The sequence below is a fragment of the Streptomyces sp. NPDC031064 genome, assembly GCF_055570965.1.
The window spans coordinates 436,190-459,239 of record NZ_JBVIGF010000002.1 but is presented as its reverse complement, the minus strand read 5'-3'; the positions used below and the strand labels follow the sequence as shown (position 1 = coordinate 459,239).

Genomic DNA, 23,050 nt, shown 5'->3' with positions numbered 1-23,050 from the left:
ACGGCCGCCAATGATGGCGGAGCACCCTCCCGGAAATGTGGCCTTTCCATGCCGGGCCATGCCGCGGGGCCGAAAAGGAGAGTTATCGATGATTCATCAGTTCATTCTGGCGGCACCCAAGCCGGGAATGACCGCCCAGGAGTTCCAGGACTACTGGGTGGACGTCCACGCGGTGAAGTACGCCGCGAAAATCCCGCAGATCCGCAAGTACATGGTGGACACCCGGATCGAGACCGGCGCCGACCTCGGTACGCCGGCCCTGCCCCACCAGGGCATCGCCGAGATCTGGCTGGCCAACGGCGAGGAGCAGTTGGCGTCGCTCCAGACGGAGGAGTTCCTCCAGGGCGCCCGGCTCGACGAGCCCAACTGGGCCGCCTTCTGGCAGACGATCGTCGTCGACACCACCGCGTACGAGGTCATCCCGGGCCCCGCGCTCGCCAAGGGCCAGGACTGGGTCAAGCTCACCGTCCTGATGAAGCGCCGCCCGGGCCTGGACCTGGCGGAGTACCGCAAGCGGACGCTCGGCGCGTACGCCTCCGTCGTCGGCGCCACGCCGGGCCTGCGCCGCTACCTGCACGCGCACACCGTGGACGGCGCCTACGTCTTCGGCGAGGCCGGCTTCGACAGCGTCGAGCAGCTCTGGTTCGACGACGTGGACGCGCTGAGGGAGGCGCTGCGCTCGCCGTACTTCACCGGCCAGGTCGCCGCCGCCCGCGACGAGGTCGCCGACCCGAAGTACGTGTTCTCCCTCGCCGTGAAGGAGAACTGGATCATCGGCCCCGAGGCCCGCTGACGCGCCACCGGGCGCGCCGCCGCACGCGTCGCTGATCCGCCCACCGATTACCGAAGGAGCAGGCGTGGCCAGAAGGAACGCCAAGAAGATCCTCGTGATTCTGTCGGAGTACGGCTACTGGGGCGAGGAGCTCGTCGGGCCGCTGCACCACTTCGACCAGCGCGGTTACGAGGTCGTGTTCGCCACCCCCACCGGCAGGCAGCCGCGCGCGCTGCCGCCGAGCATGGACCCCACGTACATCGATCCACCGCTGGGCAAGTCGGTGACCTCCGAGGAGGTCGCCAAGCTCACCCGGCAGATCGACGAGTCGGACCGCATGGCCGACCCGATCGACATCTCCTCCTGGGTGCCCGAGCGCCCCTACACCGCCGACGAGGACTACCTGCGCCGGCTGGAGGCCTACCACCGGGCCGTCGACGTGGTCGCCGGGGAGCTGGAGGAGTACGACGCGCTGCTGATCGTCGGCGGCTCCGGCCCGATCGTGGACCTGGCCAACAACGAGCGGGTGCACCAGATCATCCTGGCCTTCCTGCGCGCCGACAAGCCGATCGCCGCCGAGTGCTACGGCGTCGCCCCGCTCGCGTTCGCCCGCGACTGGGAGGACCGCAAGTCGATCATCTGGGGCAAGCACGTCACCGGTCACTGCAAGGAGTACGACTACAAGGACGGGACCGGTTTCCTCGGCACCGATTTCGTCATGGGGCCGCCGCCGTATCCGCTGGAGTACATCCTGCGTGACGCCACCGGCCCGGACGGCCGCTATCACGGCAATTTCGGCAAGGAAACGTCCGTGATCGTGGACTACCCGTTCATCACCGGACGTTCGACGCCGGACTCGTATCTCACCGGCGAAAAGATCGTCGAGGTTCTCGAGGACGGGCTGCGCCGCTTCGGCTGGTAACCGTCGGAAAAATCCCGAACGAGAGAAGGAAGACATGGCCAGGCAGGGCAACGCGGCGATCATCGAGCAGTTCATCGCCGATGGAATTCCCTATATGTTCGGCAATCCAGGAACGGTCGAGCAGGGATTCCTGGACGCGCTGGAGGAGTACGACGACCTCCAGTACGTCCTGACCCTGCAGGAGACGGTCGCCGCCGGCATCGCGGACGGGTACGCCCGGGCCACCGGCCGCCCGGCGCTGCTCCAACTGCACAGCGGCGTCGGCCTCGGCAACGCGGTGGGCATGCTCTACCAGGCCAAGCGCGGCCACTCGCCGCTCGTCGTGATCGCCGGCGAGGCCGGGGTCAGGTACGACGCGATGGACGCGCAGATGGCGGCCGACCTGGTCGCCATGGCGGAGCCCGTCACCAAGTACGCGACCCGGGTCACCGACCCCGACTCGGTGCTGCGGGTGCTGCGGCGGGCCATGAAGATGGCGATGACGCCACCGCGCGGCCCGGTCTTCGTCTCTCTTCCGCTGGACGTCCTGGACGCGGTCAACACCGAGCCGGTCGTCCCGAGCACGTTCCTGGAGACCCGGGCGCTGCCGGTGCCCTCGCTGGTGGAGCAGGCGGCGCGGCTGCTGGCCGGCGCCGAGAGGCCGATCGTCCTGGTGGGTGACGGCGTCTCGGCGTCCGGCGGGCAGGCGGAGCTGGTGCGGGTGGCCGAGCAGTTGGGCGCCGACGTGTGGGGTGTGGACTTCTCCGAGGTCAACCTGGACGCCCGGCACCCGCTCTACCGCGGCCAGTTGGGCCATATGTTCGGCGAGGTCAGCCGGGCGGCGGTGAAGGACGCGGACGCGGTGCTGATCGTCGGCACGTACGTCTTCCCCGAGGTCTTCCCGGTCCTGGACAACCCGTTCCGCCAGGACGCCAAGATCGTCCACATCGATCTGGACGGGTACGAGATCGCCAAGAACCACCCGGTCACCCTCGGCCTGGTCGCCGACCCCAAGGCCACGCTCGCCGCGCTCGCCACCGAGCTGGACGGCCGGCTGTCGGCGGAGGCGCGGGCCCTGGCGTCGGGGCGGCTGGAGTCCCGGCGCCGTGGGCAGCCCGCCGGGCCGGAGGACGACGGTTCGCTGCTGCACCACTTCCTCCGTGAGCTGGCCGGGCAGGCGCCCGAGGACCTGATGGTCTTCGACGAGGCGCTGACGGCGGCCGGGCCGCTGAACGCCTACCTGCCGGGCCGGCTGCCGGGCCACTGGTTCTCCACGCGCGGCGGATCGCTGGGCGTCGGCATCCCGGGCGCCCTGGGCATCAAGCTCGCGCACCCGGACAAGACGGTGATCGGCTTCACCGGCGACGGCGGCTCGATGTACACCATCCAGGCGCTGTACACCGCCGTCCGGCACTCCATCGGCGCCAAGTTCGTGATCTGCAACAACCGCAGCTACAAACTGCTCGACCTGAACATCGAGCAGTACTGGCGGGAGCGGGACATCCCCGAGCACGCCCACCCCACGCCGTTCGACCTCTCCCACCCCGACCTCGGCTTCTGCCGGATCGCCGAGGGGTTCGGCGTCGACGCGCTGCGGGTCGAGGACCACGAGCAGGTGGCGTACGCGGTCAAGCGGATGCTCGCCGACGACAAGCCGTTCCTGATCGACCTGCGGACCACTGAAGGGGGAAACCGTGCCTGACGTTCCGGCACGCGACGGTGTGCTCACCGGGCGGAGGATCGCCATCCTCGCGGAGAGCGACTTCTACGAGCCCGAGATCGCCTACTACCGGCGCCGGTTCGCCGAGGAGGGCGCCCGGGTCGACTTCCTCACCCGGCTGTGGGGCAACAAGTCGATCACCTTCACCGGCCACGAGTACCGGGCGCCGCTGACCGTGACGCGCAGCCTGGAGGAGCTGGACGACCGGCGGCTGCGCGAGTACGGCGCGCTGATCGTGCCGTCCGGCATGGTCGCGGACCGGCTGCGCTACACCGAGGACATCGAGCGGCTCGCGCCGGCCACCGACCTGCTGCGCCGGGCGTTCGCCCGGTCGGGCGTGGTGAAGGGGATCATCTGCCACGGCATGTGGCTGGCCGCGTCCATCCCGTACGTCGTGCGCGGCCGCAAGGTGGTCTGCCACAACAACCTCATCGGCGACGTCCGCAACATGGGCGCCCACTACGTGGACCAGGACGTCGTCGTGGACGGGGACCTGGTCACCGCGCGGACGGGCGACCACTGCCATCTGTTCGCCAGGACCATCATCGACGAGCTCGTGCTGCGAGGGGCGTGAAAGCCATGACGAATGCTTCCGACACGGTGAACTTCACGTTCTCCGACACCATCGCGGGCCGGGTGACCGGTTTCGACCGCGAGGCGCGGGTGGTCACCGTCATCACGCCGGGCGGCACGGAGTTCCGGATATCCCTGGACGGCAACCCGAGCGCCGAGCTGCTGCACAACCTGGGCGAGCCGTACCAGGACGCCTCTGGCCACATCGACGACATGCTCCAGGAGGGCACGTTCGTCCTCGCGTACGGCATCTTCTACCCCACCGAGGAGCGGCTGCGGTTCGAGGCCAAGCGGCTGGTCTTCGTGGGCCGGCAGGGCGACGACTTCCGCTTCGAGGAGGCGGGCTGGTGGATCCGGCAGATCCGGGAGATCGCCGCCTTCTACCGCAAGGCCCAGTTCGGTGACGGGCCGGTCGACTTCGAGCAGTACCGCACGGAGATCCGGCTCGGCGGCGAGAAGACCGCCAGCCACGTCCAGGAGACCGACACGATCTCCCGGCTGGTGTACGGCATGGCGTCGGCGTTCCTGCTCACCGGTGACGACGAGTACCTGGAGGTCGCCGAGCGCGGCACCGAGTACCTGCGCGAGCACATGCGGTTCGTCGACACCGACGAGAACGTCGTGTACTGGTACCACGGTCTCTCCATCGACGGCGACATCGAGAAGAAGCTGTTCACCTCGGAGTTCTCCGACGACTACGACGCGCTGCCGGCGTACGAGCAGATCTACGCGCTCGCCGGGCCGGTCCAGACCTACCGGGTCACCGGCGACCCGCGGATCAGGAACGACGCCGACGCCACGATCCGGCTGTTCGACCGGTTCTACCTGGACCCGGAGCACGGCGGGTACTTCTCGCACATCGACCCGATCCTGCTCAGCCCGCACCACGAGTCCCTGGGCCCGAACAAGGCCCGCAAGAACTGGAACTCCGTCGGCGACCACGCCCCCGCCTACCTGATCAACCTCTACCTGGCGACCGGCGAAAAGAAGTACGCCGACATGCTGGAGTACACCTTCGACACCATCGTCGAACGGTTCCCCGACCCGAAGAACAGCCCCTTCGTGCAGGAGCGGTTCCACCAGGACTGGTCGCACGACACCACCCACGGCTGGCAGCAGAACCGGGCGGTCGTCGGCCACAACCTGAAGATCGCCTGGAACCTGATGCGGATGCACAGCCTGCGCCCCAAGCCCGAGTACCTGGAGATGGCCGCCTCCATCGGCGAGACCATGCCCGACGTCGGCGCCGACCGGCAGCGCGGCGGCTGGTACGACGTGGTCGAACGGATCAAGCAGGACGGCGAGGACCACTTCCGCTTCGCCTGGCACGACCGCAAGGCCTGGTGGCAGCAGGAGCAGGCGATCCTCGCGTACCTGATCCTGCACGGCATCACGGGCCGGGAGGACTTCCGCGACGAGGCGCGTGACGCCCAGTCCTTCTACAACGCCTTCTTCCTCGACCACGACGAGGGCGCCGTCTACTTCAACACCCTGGCCACCGGCCTGCCGTACCTGCTGGGTGTCGAGCGGCTGAAGGGCAGCCACTCGATGAGCATGTACCACTCGGCGGAGCTGTGCTACCTGGCCGCCGTCTACAACAACCTGCTGGTGGGCGGCAAGGCCATGGACTTCTGGTTCAAGCCCGACCCGTCCGACCTGGACGGCCGGCTGCTGCGGGTCGCGCCCGACCTGCTGCCGGCCGGCTCGGTGCGGATCGAGTCCGTCGACATCGAGGGCGAGCCGCACGCCGACTTCGACGCCGACGCCCTGACCGTGACGCTCCCCGAGACCTCGGGCCGCGTGAAGGTCAAGGTCCGGCTGGCTCCCCGGGCCCATGCGGAGGTGACCGGATGACCGTCAAGGTGAACGCGCGCTCCGAGGGCGACATCACCGTCATCGCCCTCGACGGAGAGATCAACAGCACCACCTCCGGCGGCCTCCAGGCCCAACTGCTGCCGTTCATCCGGCAGGGCGCCGAGGTGCTCGTCGACCTCACCGGGGTCTCCTACGTCTCCAGCGCCGGGCTGCGCACCCTGCTGATCGTGCACCGCCGCGCCCAGCAGCTCGACGCCCGGATCACCCTGGTCGGACTGTCGGAGGAGGTCACCTTCGTCATGAACGCCACCGGCTTCCTGGACTTCTTCCAGATCGGTGAGGACGTGGACTCCGAGCTGGAGCGGGCGGCCCGATGAACCCCCGGGACGTGACGGAGCTGCGCGAACGCGTCGACGCCTACCCCACGCACCGGATCGCCGGCTACCGGGTACGGGCCGGGCGGCCCTTCCCGTACGGGGCGACCCCGGTACCGGGCGGCGTCAACTTCTCGGTCTACTCCGACCGCGCCACCTCGATGAGCCTGGTGCTCTTCGAGCGTGGCGCGCCCGAGCCGGCGGCCGAGCTTCCGTTCCCGGCCGAGTTCCGCACCGGCAGCGTGTACGCGATGACGGTGTTCGGGCTGGACGTGGAGAACCTGGAGTACGGCTTCCGCGCCGACGGGCCGTTCGACCCGGTGACCGGCGACCGCTTCGACGCCCGCCGGGTGCTCAGCGACCCCTACGCCCGGCTCGTCTCGGGCCGCGACGTGTGGGGGAAGGAGCCGGACTGGAGCAACGTCTACCAGTACCGCGCCCAGGTGGTGAACGACGACTTCGACTGGGGCGACGACACCCCGCTGCGCATCCCCACCGAGGACCTCGTCATCTACGAGACCCATGTGCGCGGCTTCACCCGGCACCCCTCCTCGGGCGTGACGGCGCCGGGCACGTACGCGGGGCTGCGGGAGAAGATCCCGTACCTGAGGGACCTGGGCGTCAACTGCGTCGAGCTGCTGCCCATCTTCGAGTTCGACGAGCTGGACAACCCGCGCACCAACCCGGTCACCGGCGAGCGGCTGCACAACTACTGGGGCTACAACACCGTCTCCTTCTTCGCGCCCAAGGCCGGCTACGCGGCCACGGGCCGGTTCGGCATGCAGGCCGACGAGTTCAAGTCCCTGGTCAAGGAGCTGCACAAGGCGGGCATCGAGGTCGTCCTGGACGTGGTGTTCAACCACACCGCCGAGGGCAACGAGTACGGGCCGACGATCTCGTTCCGCGGGCTCGACAACGCCACGTACTACATGCTCACGCCGGACGGCCAGTACTACAACTTCAGCGGCACCGGGAACACCGTCAACTGCAACCACCCGGTCGTCCGGGACTTCGTGCTGGGCTGCCTGCGCCACTGGGTGGCCGAGTACCACATCGACGGTTTCCGCTTCGACCTGGCGGCCATCCTCGACCGCGCCCCGGACGGCACCCCGCTGCCGAACCCGCCGCTGCTGGAGCAGCTCGCGTACGACCCGGTCCTGCGGCACACCAAGCTGATCGCCGAGGCGTGGGACGCGGCCGGGCTGTACCAGGTGGGGCACTTCCCCAACTACGGGCGCTGGTCGGAGTGGAACGGCAAGTACCGCGACGCGGTGCGCAAGTTCGTCAAGGGCGAGCCCGGCCTCGCCGGTGAGCTGGCCACCCGGATGGCCGGATCGCCCGACCTGTACGGGGGCCGGGGCGCCGCCGCGTCCATCAACTTCGTCACCGCGCACGACGGCTTCACCCTCAACGACCTCGTCTCGTACAACGACAAGCACAACGAGGCCAACGGCGAGGGCAACAACGACGGCGCCAACGACAACCACAGTTGGAACTGCGGCGAGGAGGGACCCAGCGCCTCCCCGCACGTGCGGGACCTGCGGATGCGCCAGATGAAGAACATGCTGGCCATCCTCCTCACCAGCCAGGGTGTCCCCATGATCCTGGCCGGCGACGAGGTCGGCCGCACCCAGCTCGGCAACAACAACACCTACTGCCAGGACAACGAGCTGTCGTGGTTCGACTGGGGCCTGATCGAGGCCAACGCCGAGCTGCTGGAGTTCACCCGCGGCCTGATCGCCTTCCGGCACGCGCACCCGGTGCTGCGCAACACCGAGCACCCGCGCGGTGTCGACTCGATGGGCAGCGGCTACCCGGACGTGAGCTGGCACGGGGTGCGGGCCTGGCACCCCGACTGGGCGGACCACTGCCGGGTCGTCGCCCTGATGCGGTGCGGCCGGCACGCCAAGGGCGGGGTGCCCGACGACCACGTGTACGTCGCCGTGAACGCCCACTGGGAGCCCCACGACATGGAGCTCCCGCAACTCCCGGACGGCCAGGCCTGGCACCTGTTCGCCGACACGGGCGCCCTGATGCCGTACGGCATGCACCCGATCGGGCAGGAGCCCCTGCTGGAGCACCCCGGGCGCTACCACCTGGGGCCGCACTCGGCCGTGATCCTCGTCGGCCGCCCCGTACCCACCACCGACAAGGAGATGGCACCGTGACGTTCGACGTGAGGCTCAGGGTCAACGAGCGGGTCGCGACGATAGAGCTCGCCGGCGAGCTGGACGCCTCCAGCGCCGGCCGCTTCCACGACACGATCGACGAGGCCGCCGCGGCCGGTTCGGTCGAGCTGGTGATCCGGGCCGAAAAGCTGTCGTACATGTCCAGCGCCGGGCTGCGGTCCCTGGTGTTCGCCCGCCAGAAGATGGGTGACGACGTCAGGATCGCCGTCGTCGGCGCCACCGAGCCGGTCGCCCACACCATCAGGCTGGCCGGGTTCGACCACAGCATCGACCTGATCGACGCCTGAGGGGGCGGGGAACATGGCGCTCGACTCCGGTGCCGCGACGCCGTCCGGCCCGTCCGCCGGAACCGGACCCGGAACCGGCTCCGGCACGCCCGACGCGCTGCGGATTCCGGCGCGGCTGGCGTGCCTGGACCGGGTGGCCGAGTTCGTGCTGGGGCTCGGGGCGCGGGCCGCGCTGCCGGAGAGCTCCGTGTACCGGCTGCGGCTCGCCGCCGACGAGCTGGCGACCAACATCGTCATGCACGGCTACCGGGGCGCCGCCGGGGAGATCTCCGTGGACGGTGGCATCGACCCGGATCAGGTGTGGGTGCGCTTCGAGGACGACGCCCCGGCGTTCGACCCGCGCCAGGGCATGCGCCCCCCGGCGCTCGACGTGCCGCTCGCCGAGCGGCAGATCGGCGGGCTCGGGGTGTTCCTCGCGTTCACCGCGGTCGACTCCTTCGAGTACGAGCTGGTGGCCGGCCGCAATGTGAGCACCCTGGTGATGCGCCGGTCGGCCGCCGCCACCGGCCCCGGGACGGGATGAGGTGACATGCTCCAGACCAATGTGCTGCTGCTGGACGAGCACCGCAGCGCGCCGCCGGAGCTGCTGAAGGCATTGGACAGCGTGGGCGCGGTGGTGCGGATCAGGACCCCCGCGGACGTGCTGGTCGTCCAGCACGGGCAGCTCCCCGCCACGGAGGTCCTGCTCGCGTACGCGGGCCTGTCACCGCACACCGTGCGCGCGGTGGCGCGCCGCCTGGACGACGAGGGCCAGCGGCCGACCGTGGTGGCGTTCGCCGAGCACGACCTGCACCTGCTCGGCAGCCACATCCACGCCGGCTCCGACTACCTGGTGCCGCCGTTCTACCCGGACCTCGTGCGGGCCCGGCTGCGCGACTGCCACGAGCGGGCCAACTTCACCCGGACCATGGAGGACGTCACCGCCCGCGCCGAACTGCTCAGCTACGAACGGGAGCTGGAGATCGGGCGGGAGATCCAGATGGGTTTCCTGCCCGAGTCGCTGCCCAACCCCGACGGCTGGGAGATCCACGTCCGCTTCCGCCCCGCCAGGACCGTCGCCGGCGACTTCTACGACGTGTTCGAGCTGGTCAACAACCGCCGGCTCGCCCTCGTCGTGGCCGACGTCTGCGACAAGGGGGTCGGTGCCGCGCTGTTCATGGCGCTCATCCGCAGCCTGCTGCGGCACACCGCCGAGCAGAGCGGACTGCAGAGCCTGATCGCCGCCGACCTGCTGGGCGAGGAGACCGGCTGGCGGGAGCAGAGCCGGGCCATCCCGGTCGTCGGCGCGACCCCGCTGCTCAACGCCGTGGTCGGCACCAACAACTACCTGACCAGGAACCACATCAGGCAGGGCTACTTCGCCACCATGTTCTTCGGCGTCCTGGACCCGCTCACCGGCAACCTCGTCTACATCAACGGCGGCCACAACCCGCCCGTGCTGGTGAGCGGCGAGGGCAAGGACCCGGTGCTGCTCGAACCCACCGGCCCGGCCGTCGGGGTCATCCCCGACGGCACCTTCTCGCTGGGGTACGCGCAGATCGGCCCCGGCGACACCCTCTTCGTCTACACCGACGGGGTGACCGAGGCCCGGTCGATGTCGGGGCGGTTCTTCGGCGACGAGCAACTGCTGGCGGAGCTGGCGCGGGCGGCGGTGCGCGGCGAGGAGCTGCTGGACCACATGGACGGGGTGCTGAGCGAGTTCGTCGGCCCGTCCGAGCAGTCGGACGACATCACCATGATGGCCGTCCACTGGCGCCTGCCCGACGACGACTAGACCGGATGGGATCCACGAATCCATGTCGCAGATCATCACCGTGCACTCCTACCGAGGGGGGACGGGCAAGTCCAGCACGGCCGCGAACCTCGCACTGCTCCTGGCCTCCGCGGGGCGCCGGGTCGCGCTCGTGGACACGGACATCCAGACACCCGCCCTGGACCTGATGTTCGGTGACACCGTGCCCGCCGTCCGCCGCTCCCTGGCCGACTACCTGATCGGCCACTGCGAGATCGAGGAGGCGGCCTACCCCTGCCGGGCGGATGTCGGCCACGACGGCGTCTTCCTGGTCCCGGCCAGGAGCGGGGCGGCCGGCATCAACGAGATCATGGGGCGCGGCTACGACGTCGGCCTGCTGCGCGAGGGCTTCGACCGGCTGATGGACCTGCTCGCCCTCGACGTGCTGCTGCTCGACACCCACGCCGGGTTCAACAACGAGACCGTGACGGCGATGGCCAGCTCCGACGCGCTGGTGATCGTCACCCGGGCCGACCGGCTCGACCTCGCGGGCGCCGGCGAGACGATGGCGCTGGCGGGGCGCCTCGGCTGCGTACGGGTGAGCGTGGCGCTGAGCATGGTGCCGGACGGCGTGGTGAACGACCGGATGCGCGCGGAGGTCGAGTCCGCGTACGCCACGGAGATCACGGCCGTCCTGCCGTACGCCCCCGAGATGGCGTCCCTCGCCGGGGAACGGCTCTTCAGCCCGGCCTACCCGCACCACCCGCTGGTGGCGGGCTACCGCCGGATCATCTCCGCCGTGAGCAACGGCACCACCGCGATACGCCGGTGACACCGGCGCTTTCCCCTCCAGGAGGCATGACGATGCAGGGCAGGACGCAACGACGGAACGCGCCGAGCCGCGAGGCGGCCGCGCCCACCCGGGGGTTCGCGGCCACCGTCGGGCGCATCCCCGTGGTGGACGTGCGGCCCTGTGTGGACGCGGGGCGGCGGCCGGCGCGGGCCGTGCCGGGCGAGGTGTTCGAGGTGAGCGCGACCGTGTTCCGGGAGGGGCACGACGCGGTGGCCGCGAACGTGGTGCTGACCGGCCCGGACGGCGAGCCCGGCCCGTGGACGCCGATGCGGCTGACCGCGCCCGGCACCGACCGGTACGCGGCGCACGTGTCGGCGGACCGGGAGGGCGACTGGACCTACCGCGTGGAGGCGTGGACCGATCCGGTGGCGACCTGGCGCCACACCGCGGAGGTGAAGGTCCCGGCGGGCATCGACGTGGAGCTGGTCCTCCAGGAGGGCGCCGCCCTGCTGGAGCGGGCCGCCGAGGCGTTCCCGGCCGCCGAGGGCGCCCCGCTGACGGAGGCCGCCGCCCGCCTCCGGGACACCGCCCTGCCCGTGGCGCAGCGGCACGCCGCGGCCCTCGCCCCCGTGGTGACCCGCCTGCTGGCGGCCCGGCCGCCGCGCGAGCTGGTGACCTCGTCGGGCGAGCTGCCGCTGCGGGTCGACCGCGAACGCGCCCTGTACGGCTCCTGGTACGAGTTCTTCCCCCGCTCCGAGGGCGCGGTCGTGCCCACGGAGCCGAACAGCCCCGAACCGCCGCGCTCGGGCACCTTCCGTACCGCCGCCCACCGGCTGGACGCGGTCGCCGCGATGGGCTTCGACGTGGTGTACCTGCCGCCCGTCCACCCCATCGGCACCTCCCACCGCAAGGGCCCCAACAACACGCTCACGCCCGGCCCCCACGACCCGGGCTCCCCCTGGGCGATCGGCTCCGCCTTCGGCGGCCACGACGCGGTCCACCCCGACCTGGGCACCCTCGACGACTTCGACGCCTTCGTCGCCCGCGCCCGGGAACTGGGCATGGAGGTGGCGCTGGACTTCGCCCTCCAGTGCTCCCCCGACCACCCGTGGGTCAAGGAGCACCCCGAGTGGTTCCGGCACCGGATCGACGGATCGATCGCGTACGCCGAGAACCCGCCCAAGAAGTACCAGGACATCTACCCGATCGACTTCGACACCGACCCCGACGGGCTGCACGCCGAGTGCCTGCGCGTCCTGCGCCACTGGATGGCGCACGGCGTGCGGATCTTCCGCGTCGACAACCCGCACACCAAGCCGGTGGCGTTCTGGGAGCGGCTCATCGAGGCCGTCCACGCCACCGACCCCGACGTGCTGTTCCTGGCCGAGGCGTTCACCCGCCCGGCCATGCTGCACGCCCTGGCCCGGATCGGGTTCCACCAGTCGTACACGTACTTCACCTGGCGCAACTCCAAGGACGAGGTGGAGTCGTACCTGTCCGAGCTGGCCGGGCTCGGCGGCGAGGAGAGCGCTGCCTACCTGCGGCCCAACCTGTTCGTGAACACCCCGGACATCCTGCACGCCTACCTCCAGTACGGCGGCCGCCCGGCCTTCGCGGTGCGGGCCGTCCTGGCCGCCATGGCCGCCCCCACCTGGGGCGTCTACGCCGGCTTCGAACTGTGCGAGAACGTGGCCGCCGGCCCCGGCAGCGAGGAGTACCTGGACTCCGAGAAGTACCAGTACCGGCCCCGCGACTGGGCCGCCGCGGAGGCGGCGGGCACCTCGCTGGCGCCGCTGCTGCGTACCCTCAACGAACTGCGCCGCGCGCACCCGGCGCTGCGGCAACTGCGCAACCTGCGCTTCCACCGCGCCGACGACGACGCGGTGGTCTGCTTCTCCAAGCGGCACGGGGACGACTGGGTGCTGGTGGTGCTCAACCTCGACCCGCACACCGTCCGTGAGACGACCGTCTCGCTGGACCTGCCCGCGCTCGGGCTGGAGCGGACCGAGACGTTCACGGTCCACGACGCGCTCTCCGACGACGGCGCCACCTACACCTGGGGCCGCACCAACTACGTACGCCTCGACCCGCGCCGGCAGGTCGCCCACATCTTCACGGACGGGAACAGGAAGTGACCAGGGACCTGAGCGCGGCCTCCGCACTGGCCGCCACCGACCTCAAGCGCCTCACCACCGGCGAGGTCAGCGACCCGCACGCCCTCCTCGGGCCGCACCCGGGCCCGGCCGGGGTGACGGTGCGCGTGCTGCGCCCGCCGGCCGGGGGCGTGACGCTCACCTCCCGGTCCGGCGAGCCGCTCGCCGAGCTGGCCCACGAGGGCGGGGGCGTCTTCTCGGGCACCCTCCCGGGAGCGGACATCCCGGACTACCGGGTCGCGGCCCGCTACGGCGACGAGGTCTTCACGTACGACGACCCCTACCGCCACCTGCCGACGCTCGGCGAGCTGGACCTGCACCTGATACGGGAGGGCCGGCACGAGGAGCTGTGGCGGGTCCTCGGCGCGAACGTCCGCGACCACGACTCCGGCCACGGCCCGGTGCGCGGCACCGCCTTCGCCGTGTGGGCGCCCGACGCCCGCGCGGTCCGCCTGGTCGGCGACCTCAACCACTGGGACGGCGCGGCCCATCCGATGCGGTCGCTCGGGGCGAGCGGGGTGTGGGAGCTGTTCGTGCCGGGGGTGGAGCCCGGCTGCCGCTACAAGTACGAGCTCCTCACGCCCGACGGCCGCTGGATCCAGAAGGCCGACCCGCTGGCCACCTCGGCCGAGCCGGCGCCCGGCACCGCGTCCGTCGTCCACGCCTCCGCGTACCGCTGGAACGACGGCGACTGGATGCGCCGGCGCGGTGAGCGGGACGCCACCGAGGCGCCGATGAGCGTGTACGAGATGCACCTGCCGTCCTGGCGGCCGGGGCTCGGCTACCGCGAACTGGCCGGTGAACTGCCCGCCTACGTCAAGGGGCTGGGCTTCACGCACGTCGAGTTCCTGCCGCCCGCCGAGCACCCCTTCGGCGGCTCCTGGGGCTACCAGGTCTCCTCCTACTACGCGCCCATGGCGAAGCTAGGCTCCCCCGACGACTTCCGGTACCTGGTCGACCGGCTCCACCAGGCCGGCATCGGGGTGATCCTCGACTGGGTGCCCGCGCACTTCCCGAAGGACGACTGGGCGCTCGCCCGGTTCGACGGCACACCGCTGTACGAGCACCCCGACCCGCGCCGGGGCGAGCACCCCGACTGGGGCACCCTCGTCTTCGACTACGCGCGCACGGAGGTGCGCAACTTCCTCGTCGCGAACGCCGTGTACTGGTGCGAGGAGTTCCACGTCGACGGCCTGCGGGTCGACGCCGTCGCCTCCATGCTGTACCTGGACTACTCGCGCCGCGAGGGCGAGTGGCTGCCCAACGCGTACGGCGGGCGGGAGAACCTCGACGCGGTGGAGTTCCTCCAGGAGATGAACGCCACCGTGCAGCGCCGCTGCCCCGGTGTCGTCACCATCGCCGAGGAGTCCACGGCCTGGGACGGCGTGACCCGCTCCACGGACACCGGCGGGCTCGGCTTCGGGCTGAAGTGGAACATGGGCTGGATGCACGACTCGCTGTCGTACATGGCCAACGACCCCGTGCACCGCCAGTACCACCACCACGCGATGACGTTCGCGATGATGTACGCGTACGCCGAGAACCACCTGCTGCCCATCAGCCACGACGAGGTGGTGCACGGCAAGGGGTCGCTGCTCGGCAAGATGCCCGGCGACCGCTGGCAGCAGTTCGCCAACCTCCGCGCCTACCTGGCCTGGATGTGGTCCTTCCCCGGCAAGCAACTGCTGTTCATGGGTCAGGAGTTCGCCCAGGACAGCGAGTGGTCCCACGACCGTGGCCCGGACTGGGCGCTGATGGGCCACGCCCCGCACGCGGGCGTGCGCGACCTGGTGCGCGACCTCAACCGCCACTACCTCGCGCACCCGGCGCTGTGGCGCCTGGACACCAGGCCCGAGGGGTTCCGCTGGATCGACGCGGACGCGGCCCAGGACAACGTGTACTCCTACCTGCGGTACGCGGCGCCGGGCGAGCCGCTGGTGTGCCTCTTCAACTTCCAGCCGTCGGTGCGCGGCGCCTTCCGGGTCGGTCTGCCGTCGTCCGGCGAGTGGACCGAGGTGCTCAACACCGACGCGGCGGCGTACGGCGGCAGCGGCGTGACCAATCCGGGCACCGTACGCGCCGAGGACGTGCCCTGGCAGGGGCTGCCGGCGAGTGCGGAGCTCACCCTGCCGCCGCTGGGCGCCGTATGGCTGCGCCCGTCCCGCTGACAACGTTTGGAGAGGCCATGCCCGCACCGCGACTGAGGACCACCCCGCTGCCGGGGATCGGCGTGCAGTACGAGCTGACGACCCGCCGGCACGACACCCTGTCCGTCGTCGCCCACCGCGACGGCACCCGCACGCTCAACGTCCACCACGACGACGACCCCGACTCGTGCGGTCTTTCCCTGCGACTCACCGGCGCGGAGGCGCTCACCCTCACCGAGGCGCTGCTGCCCAGCCACAACAACCCGAACCTGCTGCACACCAGCGACTTCGGGCTGCTGGCGGAGCGGGTCACGGTGACCGGCGACTCGTACTGGAACGGGCGGCAGTTGGGCGAGACGAGGATGCGCACGGCGACCGGCGCGTCGGTCGTGGCCGTCATGCGCCGCGCGCACCCCATCCCGTCGCCCGGGCCGGAGTTCCGGCTGCGCGGCGGCGACACGGTGATCGTCATCGGTACGCGCGAAGGCGTCGACGCGGCGCACGCCATCCTCGAACGGAAGTGATGCCGTGCATTCCGCCGTCTTCCTGATCGAGTTCGGCGCGGTCGTGCTGGCCCTGGGGCTGCTCGGCCGGTTCGCCGCGCGCGTCCGCTTCTCCCCCATCCCGCTGTACCTGCTGGCCGGACTGGTCTTCGGGCACGGCGGGATCGTCCCGCTGGGCGGCAGTGAGGAGTTCATCGAGATCGGTGCCGAGATCGGTGTCGTCCTGCTGCTGCTGATGCTGGGGCTCGAATACACGGCCGGTGACCTGGTGGGGCACCTGCGCACCCACGCCCCGGCCGGCGTCGTCGACTTCCTGCTGAACGCCCTGCCCGGCGCCGCCGCCGCGCTGCTGCTGGGCTGGGGGCCGGTGGCCGCGGTGGTGCTGGCCGGGGTGACGTGGGTGTCGTCGTCCGGGGTGATCGCCAAGGTGCTCGGCGACCTGGGTCGGATCGGCAACCGCGAGACGCCCGCGATCCTGAGCGTGCTGGTCCTGGAGGACCTGGCGATGGCCGTATACCTGCCCATCCTGACGACGCTGCTCGCCGGCGCCGGCTGGGCGGCGGGCGGGGTGACCCTGGCGATCGCGCTGGGCGCGGTCGGGGTGGTGCTGGTCGTCGCCGTCCGCTACGGGCGGCACATCTCGCGGTTCATCTCCAGCGACGACCCGGAGAAGCTGCTGCTGGTGGTGCTGGGTCTCACGCTGCTGGTGTCCGGGTTCGCCCAGGAGCTCCAGGTGTCGGCGGCGGTCGGGGCGTTCCTCGTCGGCATCGCGCTGTCCGGGGAGGTCGCGGAGAACACGCACCACCTGCTGATGCCGCTGCGGGACCTGTTCGCCGCCGTCTTCTTCGTCTTCTTCGGCCTCAGTACGGACCCGGCGACGATCCCGCCCGTGCTGCTGCCCGCGCTGGTGCTGGCGCTGGTCACGGCACTGACGAAGATCGGTACGGGGTACTGGGCCGCCAAGCGCGCCGGGATCGGCGAGCGCGGGCGGTGGCGGGCGGGCGGCGCGCTGGTGGCGCGGGGCGAGTTCTCCATCGTCATCGCGGGCCTCGCGGTCGCGGCGGGCGTGGAGCCGGCGCTGGGGCCGCTGGCGACGGCGTACGTACTGCTGCTGGTCGTCTTCGGGCCGGTCGCGGCACGGTTCACCGAACCGGTCGCGATGTGGGTGTCGGGCCGCCGGGCTCAGCGGCGGGGTGCCGCCCCTTCCGCCCCCGTGGCGGGTGCCGAGCCCGAGCCGGTACCGGCACGGGACTGAGCCAGGCCCCGCACGGCGACCGGCGCGGGGCCGACCCGGTGAGCCTCCGGTGCGGGGTTCGTGGGCGGTCGCCCCCCCGGTCGGCCCGCACCGAGAACGCGGGAACGCCCCGGACAGCTCGTCCGGGGCGTCCCTCTTTGCCGGCCGTGGCGTCAGTGGGCGACCTGGGCGTAACGGCCGGACTGGACGGTGGCCTTGTCGACGGCCGCGAGGAAGTCCTGCGTCTCGGCGGCGGAGAAGAAGCCCTTCATGGTGGCGTCGGCGTCCTCCGGGGTGGCCCAGTGCACGATCACCAGGTACTGGCCGTCCTCGCTCCGCGAGACCTCGCGGGAGAGGAAGCCGGGGCGCTTGGCCATGTACTCGGTCTCGACCTTCCGGTCGAGGGCCTCGAAGCGGGCGGTGTCGGTGCCGGGTATCAGCTTGAACGTGACGGTCTCTACGGTGCTCACGAGAGTTCCTCCTGGAAGGCGTCGGCGTGGGCGCGGGCCCACTGGGTGAAGGTGCGGGGCGGGCGGCCGAGGAGTTCGGCGACGGTGGGCCGGACCACCGAGTCGTCGAGGGTGCCGTCCGCGTAGTAGCGGAAGAAGGCGTCGATGTACTCGGGGGGCGTGCCGCTGTCCGCCATCTCCTTGCGGGCCTCCTCGTCGCTCTGGCCCTCGAAGCGCAGGGGACGCCCGAGGACCTCGGCGAGGACGCGGACCCGGTCCGCCGGCAGCAGTGGCTCGGGGCCGCTGATGGCGTGCGCGCGGCCGTAGTGGTCCGGGTCGAGCAGGACGTGCGCGGCGACGGCCGCGATGTCGTACGGGTCGATCATGGCAACCGGCACGGCGGGGAACGGGGCGCGCACCACGTCCCCGGCCGCCAACTGCGCGGCCCACTGGAAGGTGTTGGACATGAAGCCGCTGGGCCTGAGGATCGTCCAGGGCACGAGGGAGCCCCGTACCGCCTCCTCGGAGCGGATCATGAACCGGGAGATGGCGTTGTCCAGGTCGCCGTCCGGGGCGGCGATGCTGGACAGCAGCACCACGTGCTCGACCCCGGCGCGGGTGAACTCGGCGAGCAGCCCCGGCATGTCCGGGTACCCGGGCAGTAGGAACACCGCCCGTACGCCCTTGAGGGCGGGGCGCAGCGACTCGGGCACGTTGAGGTCCCCGACGGCCGCCTCCGCCCCGGCGGGCAGTGCGGCGGCCTCCGGTCCCGCGGCCTTCCTGACCAGGGCGCGCACGGGCCGGCCGGAGCCGGCCAGCCTCTCGGTCAGCTCGCCGCCGACGTGGCCGGTGGCTCCGGTCACCAGAATCATGCGTACTCCTTACGTCAGGTCCAGCACGAGGCGGCCACGGACGTGGCCCTCCTCGCCCAGCGCGTGTGCCTCGCCCACCTGGTCCAGCCGGAACACCCGCTGGATCTCGGGGCGGACGGAACCGGCGGCGAGCAGGCCCGCGATCCGGTCGAGGACCGGCCCGTCGGGGTGGACGTAGGTGAAACCGGCGCGCACGCCGTGGGCCTGCGCGGTCTGCCGGTGGTCGGGGCCCTCGCCCTTGAGCGTGACGACGATCCCGCCGGGGCGTACGACGTCGAGGAGCCGGAAGAACTCGGCCCCGCCCATGGGGTCGACCGCCAGGTCCACGTCCGAGACCTCCTTCTGGAGGGGGACCGTGCGGTAGTCGACCGCCTGCTGGGCGCCGAGGGAGCGGACGAAGTCGTGGTTGGCGGGGGACGCGGTGCCGATGACCTCGGCGCCCGCGTCCACGGCCAACTGGACCGCGATGTGCCCGACTCCCCCGGCGGCGCCGGACACCAGGACCCGGTGGCCGGGCCGCAGGCCGCCGTGCTCGAACAGTGTCTGCCAGGCGGTGAGCCCCACCATGGGCAGGGCCGCGGCCACGAGGTGGTCCACGCCGTCGGGCTTGGCGGCGAGTTCGGTCTCGGGGGCGACGGCGTACTCGGCGTACCCGCCCGCGAGGGAGGGGAAGCGGGGCATGCCGAACACGGCGTCGCCCTCGGTGAACCGCCGGACGCCCGGGCCGGTGGCGGCCACCGTGCCCGAGACGTCCCAGCCCAGCACGGCGGGGAACCCCTCCACGCCGACGCCCCGCCCGGCCCGGGTCGCCCAGTCGATGGCGTTGACGCCGGCCGCGTGGACGCGGACCAGCACCTCGCCCTCACCGGGGACGGGCACGGGCAGGTCCCGTACGCGGAGGGTGTCCGGCCCGCCGAAGGCGCCGATGGCGGCCGCCCGCATCACGACCGGCGGCGTCACGGCGCGAGGTGCAGATCGTGGCGGGGCGCGAACTCCACGATCTGCTGCTTCTGGAGCGGGGTGAGCGGGATGGGCGCCTCGCCCGCCCGGGCCTCCTGGCCGATCTCCATGAAGAAGTTCTCCAGGTACGCCGGGGTGAACATGAACAGCATGCGGCTGACGTGCAGCCCGACGTTGCGGAACCGGTGACGGGTGCCGCGCGGCACGAAGACGAAGTCCCCGTCGTGGGCGGTGAAGGTCTTCTCGCCGTTGAGGAACTCGATGTCGCCGTTGAGGATGTAGAACGCCTCGTCGGCGTGCGGGTGGATGTGCGGCGGCGGGCCGCCGCCGGGCGGCACGGACGCCTCGGCGAAGGTGAGCGAGCCGCCTGTGTTCTCGCGAGTGGCCTTGAAGGTGTAGATGGCGTCGCCGAACCAGTACGTCGGGCCGGTGCCCGCCGGGTGGTGGACGACCTTGCCCTCGGGGTGGGCGGTGACGTCGGTCGCGGTGGTCATGGGGGTCTCCGGGGTCAGAGGCGGAACAGGCCGGGGTCGGCGACCACGACGTCGAGCAGGACGGGGCCGTCGGCGTTCAGCGACTCGCGCAGCGCCTCCCGGAGGCCCTCCGGCGTCTCGACGCGCTCGCCGCGCACGCCGAAGCCGCGCGCGAGCTGCGCCATGTCCACGCCGCTGAGGTCGTACCCCTTCTCCCAGGACTTCTGGTCCTGGAGGTAGTACTTCAGCGACAGGTAACCGGCGTTGTCCGGGATGACGAAGGTGACCGGAAGGTTGTGCTGGGCGGCGGTCCACAGCGAGTGCAGGGTGTACTGGGCCGAGCCCTCGCCGACGACCACGACCGCGCGGCGGTCCGGGCGGGCGAGCGCGTAGCCGACGGCCCCGGCGAAGGGGAAGCCGAGGGCGCCGCTGGCGGTGGCGAAGTAGCCGTTGCCGGCGCCGAGCGGGATCTGCTCGTGGAAGTCGGCGCGGGCGATGGGCAGTTCCTCGAAGAGGACCGCCGTCTCGGGCAGCTCCTTGGACAGCAGGTGGAACAGGTACGCCTGGGTGAGCGGCGTGGACGGCTCCGGTACGGGCACGGGCACGCGTACGGGGGTGAGGGCGACGCGCTCGCGCTGCTCGACCAGCGGGACCAGGGCCTCGACGACGGCGCCGGGCGGGGCGACGAACGCCGTGTTCGCCAGGGTGGCCGCGGCGGCCTGCGGGTCGTCGGTGACGTGCAGGAACTCGACGTCCTCGGTGAGCGTGGGGCGGGGGCTGCGGTCGAGGTCGGCGGGCGCGGTGGAGAACAGGTCCCAGGCGGTGAACAGCGTGAAGGCGGGGCCGCCGAAGACCACGACCACGTCGTGCTGCGCCGACAGCCGCTCGTTGATCAGCTCGGGGATGGGCGGCAGGACCCCGGCGAACAGCGGGTGGTCCTCCGGGAAGGCGCCACGGTTCCACACGGGCGCGCCCCAGACGCGGGCGTTGAGCTTCTCGGCCAGCGCGATCAGCGCGCCGCGGGCGCCCTGGGCGTCGACCGGGCCGCCGGCGACGATGCCGGGGCGCCGGGCGCCGTTGAGGGCGGCGGCGATGCGGTCGAGGGCGGCGGGGGACGGGACGGTGGCGTTCTCGACGGTGGGGATGCGGACCGGGTTGGGGTCGGCGGGGCGGACGAAGTCGTCCTCGGGCACGGCCACGAACACCGGGCCCTGCGGGGCCTGCTTGGCGATCCGGTACGCCTGGGCGATCATCGCCGGAACGTCCTGGGGGCGGGCGGGCTCACCGGCCCACTTGATGTACGGCTTGGGGAGCTGGGTGGAGTCCTTGGCGATCAGGAACGGCTCGCCCAGCAGCATCTTGCGGGCCTGCTGGCCGCCCAGGATGACCATGGGGGTCTTGGCGGAGGCCGCGGTGTAGACGCTGCCCATGGCGTTGGCGAGGCCAGGGCCGCCGTTGATGATGACGAGCGAGGGTTCGCCGGTGGCCTGGGCGTAGCCGTCCGCCATGCCGACGACGGACGCCTCCTGGAGGCCCATGACGAACCGGAACTCGTCGTCGGGCCAGGCCTCGAAGAGCTTCATCTCGGTGTGGCTGGGGTTGCTGAAGATGGTCGTCAGACCCAGTCGGCGCAGGACGTCCAGCGTCTCGTCGCGTACGGTCCGGTGGCCGGTTGCGTCGGTCACGGTCATTCTCCTGACGGGGTGGGTTAGTTGGCGGGGCTGGGCACGGGCGTGGCCGGTGCGGGAACGGTGAGCTTGCGCCCGGCCCAGGTGGCGGGGAGGGCGAGGGCGCAGACGATCAGCGCGACGAGGGGTGCGCGGGAGACGTCGTAGGCGGCGACCGCCCAGCCGCCGACGGCGGCGCCGGCGGCGATGCCCGCGTTGACGGCGGAGGCGCCGAGGGTGGCGGCGAGGTCGCCGCCGGGGCCGGCGAGGGAGATGACCCGCAGTTGCAGGGACGGCACGATGCCGAACCCGACGAGCCCCCAGGCGGCCAGGGCGAGCCCGGCGAGCACCGGGTTGGAGCCGGTGAGGTGGAGCGCGCCGAGGGCGAGGACGAGGACGGTGTTGCCGGCGAGGAGGGTGAGGTCGGCGTTCCTGTCGGCGAACTTCCCGCCGGCGAAGGTCCCGACGGCGCTGGCCAGGCCGAAGATCAGGAGGAAGGCGCTGACGCCGCCGCCGGAGATGCCGGTGACGTCCTCCAGGTAGGGCGCGAGGTAGGTGAACGCGGTGAACTGCCCGCCCAGCAGGACCAGTCCGATGCCCAGCATGGCGAGCACGCGGGGCGCGAAGGCGTGCCGCGCCTGGGCGCGCAGCCCGCCCGAGCCGCTGCCTTCGACGGCGGGCACGAGGGCGAGGACGGCGACGAGCGCGAGGGCGCCGAGGACCACGATGCCGGTGAACGCGGCGCGCCAGCCGATGGCCTGGCCGATGAGCGTGCCGAGGGGCACACCGATCACGGTGGAGACGGCGATGCCGCCGAACACCATGGACACGGCCTGCCCCCGGCGCTCGGCCGGCACGAGCCCGGCCGCCACGGCTGAGGCGACGCCGATGAACAGCCCGTGGATGGCGCCGGTGACCACCCGCGCGGCGAGCAGCAGCCCGAACGCGGACGCGAACACGGCGACGAGGTTGCCCGCGATGAACACGGCGAGGGCCAGCCACAACAGCGTGCGGCGCGGCAGCTTGATGGTCGCGGCGGTCACCACCGGCCCGCCGAGCGAGATGCCGAGCGCGTACGCGGTGACCAGCAGGCCCGCCGTCCCGACGGACACGTCCAGGTCGCCCGCGATGAGGCCGAGCACCCCGACGATCACCAACTCGGCGGTGCCGATCACGAACGCGCCGAGCCCGAGCGCGGCGAGCGCATAGGTACTGCTCCGGGTCCCGCTCATCCGCGAGCCCCTCCTTCCTTCCGACATTCGAACAATGCGCGCGGGGCCCGGCTTGCGCCCCGGCGCGAGCGGCACGAGCCACGCCCCGGCGTGGGTCCCGCCGCCCAGCCCCACGGGGCCCGGGGCGGCAGCCCCGTGTGGGGCGGGGGCGGCAGCCCCGCGCCGGTGCGAGCCGCCAAGCCCTGCGGGTCCGGGCCGCGAGGC

At 71.7% G+C, this 23,050-nt stretch carries 21 protein-coding genes; 15 read left to right on the top strand and 6 right to left on the bottom strand.

Going from position 1 to position 23,050, the window contains the following annotated elements; genetic code table 11:
- Positions 1-88 precede the first annotated feature (88 nt).
- The 15 genes from ACZ46W_RS08850 (at position 89) to ACZ46W_RS08780 (ending at position 17,214) form a co-directional block, all read left to right on the top strand.
- Positions 89-793 carry an EthD domain-containing protein gene (locus ACZ46W_RS08850; protein ID WP_468333596.1) on the top strand — a complete coding sequence of 235 codons (705 nt, stop codon included), beginning with the start codon at positions 89-91 and terminating at the stop codon, positions 791-793.
- 64 nt (positions 794-857) lie between these two features.
- Positions 858-1,694, top strand: coding sequence for a type 1 glutamine amidotransferase domain-containing protein (locus ACZ46W_RS08845; protein ID WP_468333593.1), 837 nt, complete (start codon positions 858-860; stop codon positions 1,692-1,694).
- A gap of 34 nt (positions 1,695-1,728) precedes the next feature.
- Complete coding sequence (locus tag ACZ46W_RS08840; RefSeq protein WP_468333590.1) at positions 1,729-3,375, top strand: thiamine pyrophosphate-binding protein; 1,647 nt, start codon at positions 1,729-1,731, stop codon at positions 3,373-3,375.
- A complete protein-coding gene (locus ACZ46W_RS08835) occupies positions 3,368-3,967 on the top strand; it encodes a DJ-1/PfpI family protein (RefSeq protein ID WP_468333588.1) in 600 nt (199 codons plus the stop codon). Before ACZ46W_RS08840 ends, ACZ46W_RS08835 begins: the two co-directional genes overlap by 8 nt.
- 5 nt (positions 3,968-3,972) lie before the next feature.
- Positions 3,973-5,820 (top strand): AGE family epimerase/isomerase, encoded by a 1,848-nt coding sequence (locus ACZ46W_RS08830; RefSeq protein WP_468333585.1) that lies wholly within the window; start codon positions 3,973-3,975, stop codon positions 5,818-5,820.
- Positions 5,817-6,158, top strand: coding sequence for an STAS domain-containing protein (locus ACZ46W_RS08825; protein WP_468333582.1), 342 nt, complete (start codon positions 5,817-5,819; stop codon positions 6,156-6,158). Before ACZ46W_RS08830 ends, ACZ46W_RS08825 begins: the two co-directional genes overlap by 4 nt.
- Positions 6,155-8,323 carry a glycogen debranching protein GlgX gene (gene glgX, locus ACZ46W_RS08820; RefSeq protein WP_468333579.1) on the top strand — a complete coding sequence of 723 codons (2,169 nt, stop codon included), beginning with the start codon at positions 6,155-6,157 and terminating at the stop codon, positions 8,321-8,323. Before ACZ46W_RS08825 ends, glgX begins: the two co-directional genes overlap by 4 nt.
- Positions 8,320-8,631: an STAS domain-containing protein gene (locus ACZ46W_RS08815; protein WP_468333577.1), complete on the top strand. Its 312-nt coding sequence runs from the start codon at positions 8,320-8,322 to the stop codon at positions 8,629-8,631. The genes glgX and ACZ46W_RS08815 overlap by 4 nt, the downstream gene beginning before the upstream one ends.
- A 13-nt stretch (positions 8,632-8,644) precedes the next feature.
- On the top strand, positions 8,645-9,154 hold the full coding sequence (locus ACZ46W_RS08810) for an ATP-binding protein (RefSeq protein ID WP_468333575.1): 510 nt from the start codon (positions 8,645-8,647) through the stop codon (positions 9,152-9,154).
- A gap of 6 nt (positions 9,155-9,160) precedes the next feature.
- Complete coding sequence (locus ACZ46W_RS08805; RefSeq protein ID WP_468333573.1) at positions 9,161-10,405, top strand: PP2C family protein-serine/threonine phosphatase; 1,245 nt, start codon at positions 9,161-9,163, stop codon at positions 10,403-10,405.
- A gap of 22 nt (positions 10,406-10,427) precedes the next feature.
- Positions 10,428-11,195: a MinD/ParA family ATP-binding protein gene (locus ACZ46W_RS08800; protein WP_468333570.1), complete on the top strand. Its 768-nt coding sequence runs from the start codon at positions 10,428-10,430 to the stop codon at positions 11,193-11,195.
- 26 nt (positions 11,196-11,221) lie between these two features.
- Entirely contained in the window at positions 11,222-13,291 is a 2,070-nt protein-coding gene (locus ACZ46W_RS08795) for an alpha-1,4-glucan--maltose-1-phosphate maltosyltransferase (RefSeq protein ID WP_468333567.1), read from the top strand.
- Complete coding sequence (gene glgB, locus ACZ46W_RS08790) at positions 13,288-15,477, top strand: 1,4-alpha-glucan branching protein GlgB (RefSeq protein ID WP_468333564.1); 2,190 nt, start codon at positions 13,288-13,290, stop codon at positions 15,475-15,477. The genes ACZ46W_RS08795 and glgB overlap by 4 nt, the downstream gene beginning before the upstream one ends.
- 17 nt (positions 15,478-15,494) lie before the next feature.
- Entirely contained in the window at positions 15,495-15,980 is a 486-nt protein-coding gene (locus tag ACZ46W_RS08785) for a cation:proton antiporter regulatory subunit (protein ID WP_468333561.1), read from the top strand.
- A 4-nt stretch (positions 15,981-15,984) separates the two neighbouring features.
- Positions 15,985-17,214 (top strand): cation:proton antiporter, encoded by a 1,230-nt coding sequence (locus ACZ46W_RS08780; RefSeq protein WP_468333558.1) that lies wholly within the window; start codon positions 15,985-15,987, stop codon positions 17,212-17,214.
- A 152-nt stretch (positions 17,215-17,366) separates the two neighbouring features.
- On the opposite strand, the gene ACZ46W_RS08775 is transcribed toward ACZ46W_RS08780, so the two are convergent.
- Genes ACZ46W_RS08775 through ACZ46W_RS08750 form a run of 6 tightly spaced genes read right to left on the bottom strand, consistent with a single transcriptional unit; the run spans position 17,367 to position 22,846 of the window.
- Entirely contained in the window at positions 17,367-17,663 is a 297-nt protein-coding gene (locus ACZ46W_RS08775) for an antibiotic biosynthesis monooxygenase family protein (RefSeq protein WP_468333555.1), read from the bottom strand.
- Positions 17,660-18,514, bottom strand: coding sequence for an NmrA family NAD(P)-binding protein (locus ACZ46W_RS08770; RefSeq protein WP_468333552.1), 855 nt, complete (start codon positions 18,512-18,514; stop codon positions 17,660-17,662). Before ACZ46W_RS08770 ends, ACZ46W_RS08775 begins: the two co-directional genes overlap by 4 nt.
- A gap of 9 nt (positions 18,515-18,523) precedes the next feature.
- Complete coding sequence (locus tag ACZ46W_RS08765) at positions 18,524-19,474, bottom strand: NADP-dependent oxidoreductase (protein ID WP_468333549.1); 951 nt, start codon at positions 19,472-19,474, stop codon at positions 18,524-18,526.
- Positions 19,471-19,968, bottom strand: coding sequence for a cupin domain-containing protein (locus ACZ46W_RS08760; RefSeq protein WP_468333546.1), 498 nt, complete (start codon positions 19,966-19,968; stop codon positions 19,471-19,473). Before ACZ46W_RS08760 ends, ACZ46W_RS08765 begins: the two co-directional genes overlap by 4 nt.
- Before the next feature lie 14 nt (positions 19,969-19,982).
- Positions 19,983-21,632: a benzoylformate decarboxylase gene (gene mdlC / locus ACZ46W_RS08755; RefSeq protein ID WP_468333543.1), complete on the bottom strand. Its 1,650-nt coding sequence runs from the start codon at positions 21,630-21,632 to the stop codon at positions 19,983-19,985.
- A 23-nt stretch (positions 21,633-21,655) separates the two neighbouring features.
- Positions 21,656-22,846: an MFS transporter gene (locus ACZ46W_RS08750; RefSeq protein ID WP_468333540.1), complete on the bottom strand. Its 1,191-nt coding sequence runs from the start codon at positions 22,844-22,846 to the stop codon at positions 21,656-21,658.
- Positions 22,847-23,050 lie beyond the last annotated feature (204 nt).

Bases quoted from the DNA above. Each gene is read 5' to 3' on its own strand.
- ACZ46W_RS08850 (WP_468333596.1), top strand. From the start codon at position 89: ATGATTCATCAGTTCATTCTGGCGGCACCCAAGCCGGGAATGACCGCC.
- ACZ46W_RS08840 (WP_468333590.1), top strand. From the start codon at position 1,729: ATGGCCAGGCAGGGCAACGCGGCGATCATCGAGCAGTTCATCGCCGAT.
- ACZ46W_RS08830 (WP_468333585.1), top strand. From the start codon at position 3,973: ATGACGAATGCTTCCGACACGGTGAACTTCACGTTCTCCGACACCATC.
- ACZ46W_RS08825 (WP_468333582.1), top strand. From the start codon at position 5,817: ATGACCGTCAAGGTGAACGCGCGCTCCGAGGGCGACATCACCGTCATC.
- glgX (WP_468333579.1), top strand. From the start codon at position 6,155: ATGAACCCCCGGGACGTGACGGAGCTGCGCGAACGCGTCGACGCCTAC.
- ACZ46W_RS08810 (WP_468333575.1), top strand. From the start codon at position 8,645: ATGGCGCTCGACTCCGGTGCCGCGACGCCGTCCGGCCCGTCCGCCGGA.
- ACZ46W_RS08805 (WP_468333573.1), top strand. From the start codon at position 9,161: ATGCTCCAGACCAATGTGCTGCTGCTGGACGAGCACCGCAGCGCGCCG.
- ACZ46W_RS08800 (WP_468333570.1), top strand. From the start codon at position 10,428: ATGTCGCAGATCATCACCGTGCACTCCTACCGAGGGGGGACGGGCAAG.
- ACZ46W_RS08795 (WP_468333567.1), top strand. From the start codon at position 11,222: ATGACGATGCAGGGCAGGACGCAACGACGGAACGCGCCGAGCCGCGAG.
- ACZ46W_RS08785 (WP_468333561.1), top strand. From the start codon at position 15,495: ATGCCCGCACCGCGACTGAGGACCACCCCGCTGCCGGGGATCGGCGTG.
- ACZ46W_RS08770 (WP_468333552.1), bottom strand. From the start codon at position 18,514: ATGATTCTGGTGACCGGAGCCACCGGCCACGTCGGCGGCGAGCTGACC.
- ACZ46W_RS08760 (WP_468333546.1), bottom strand. From the start codon at position 19,968: ATGACCACCGCGACCGACGTCACCGCCCACCCCGAGGGCAAGGTCGTC.
- ACZ46W_RS08750 (WP_468333540.1), bottom strand. From the start codon at position 22,846: ATGAGCGGGACCCGGAGCAGTACCTATGCGCTCGCCGCGCTCGGGCTC.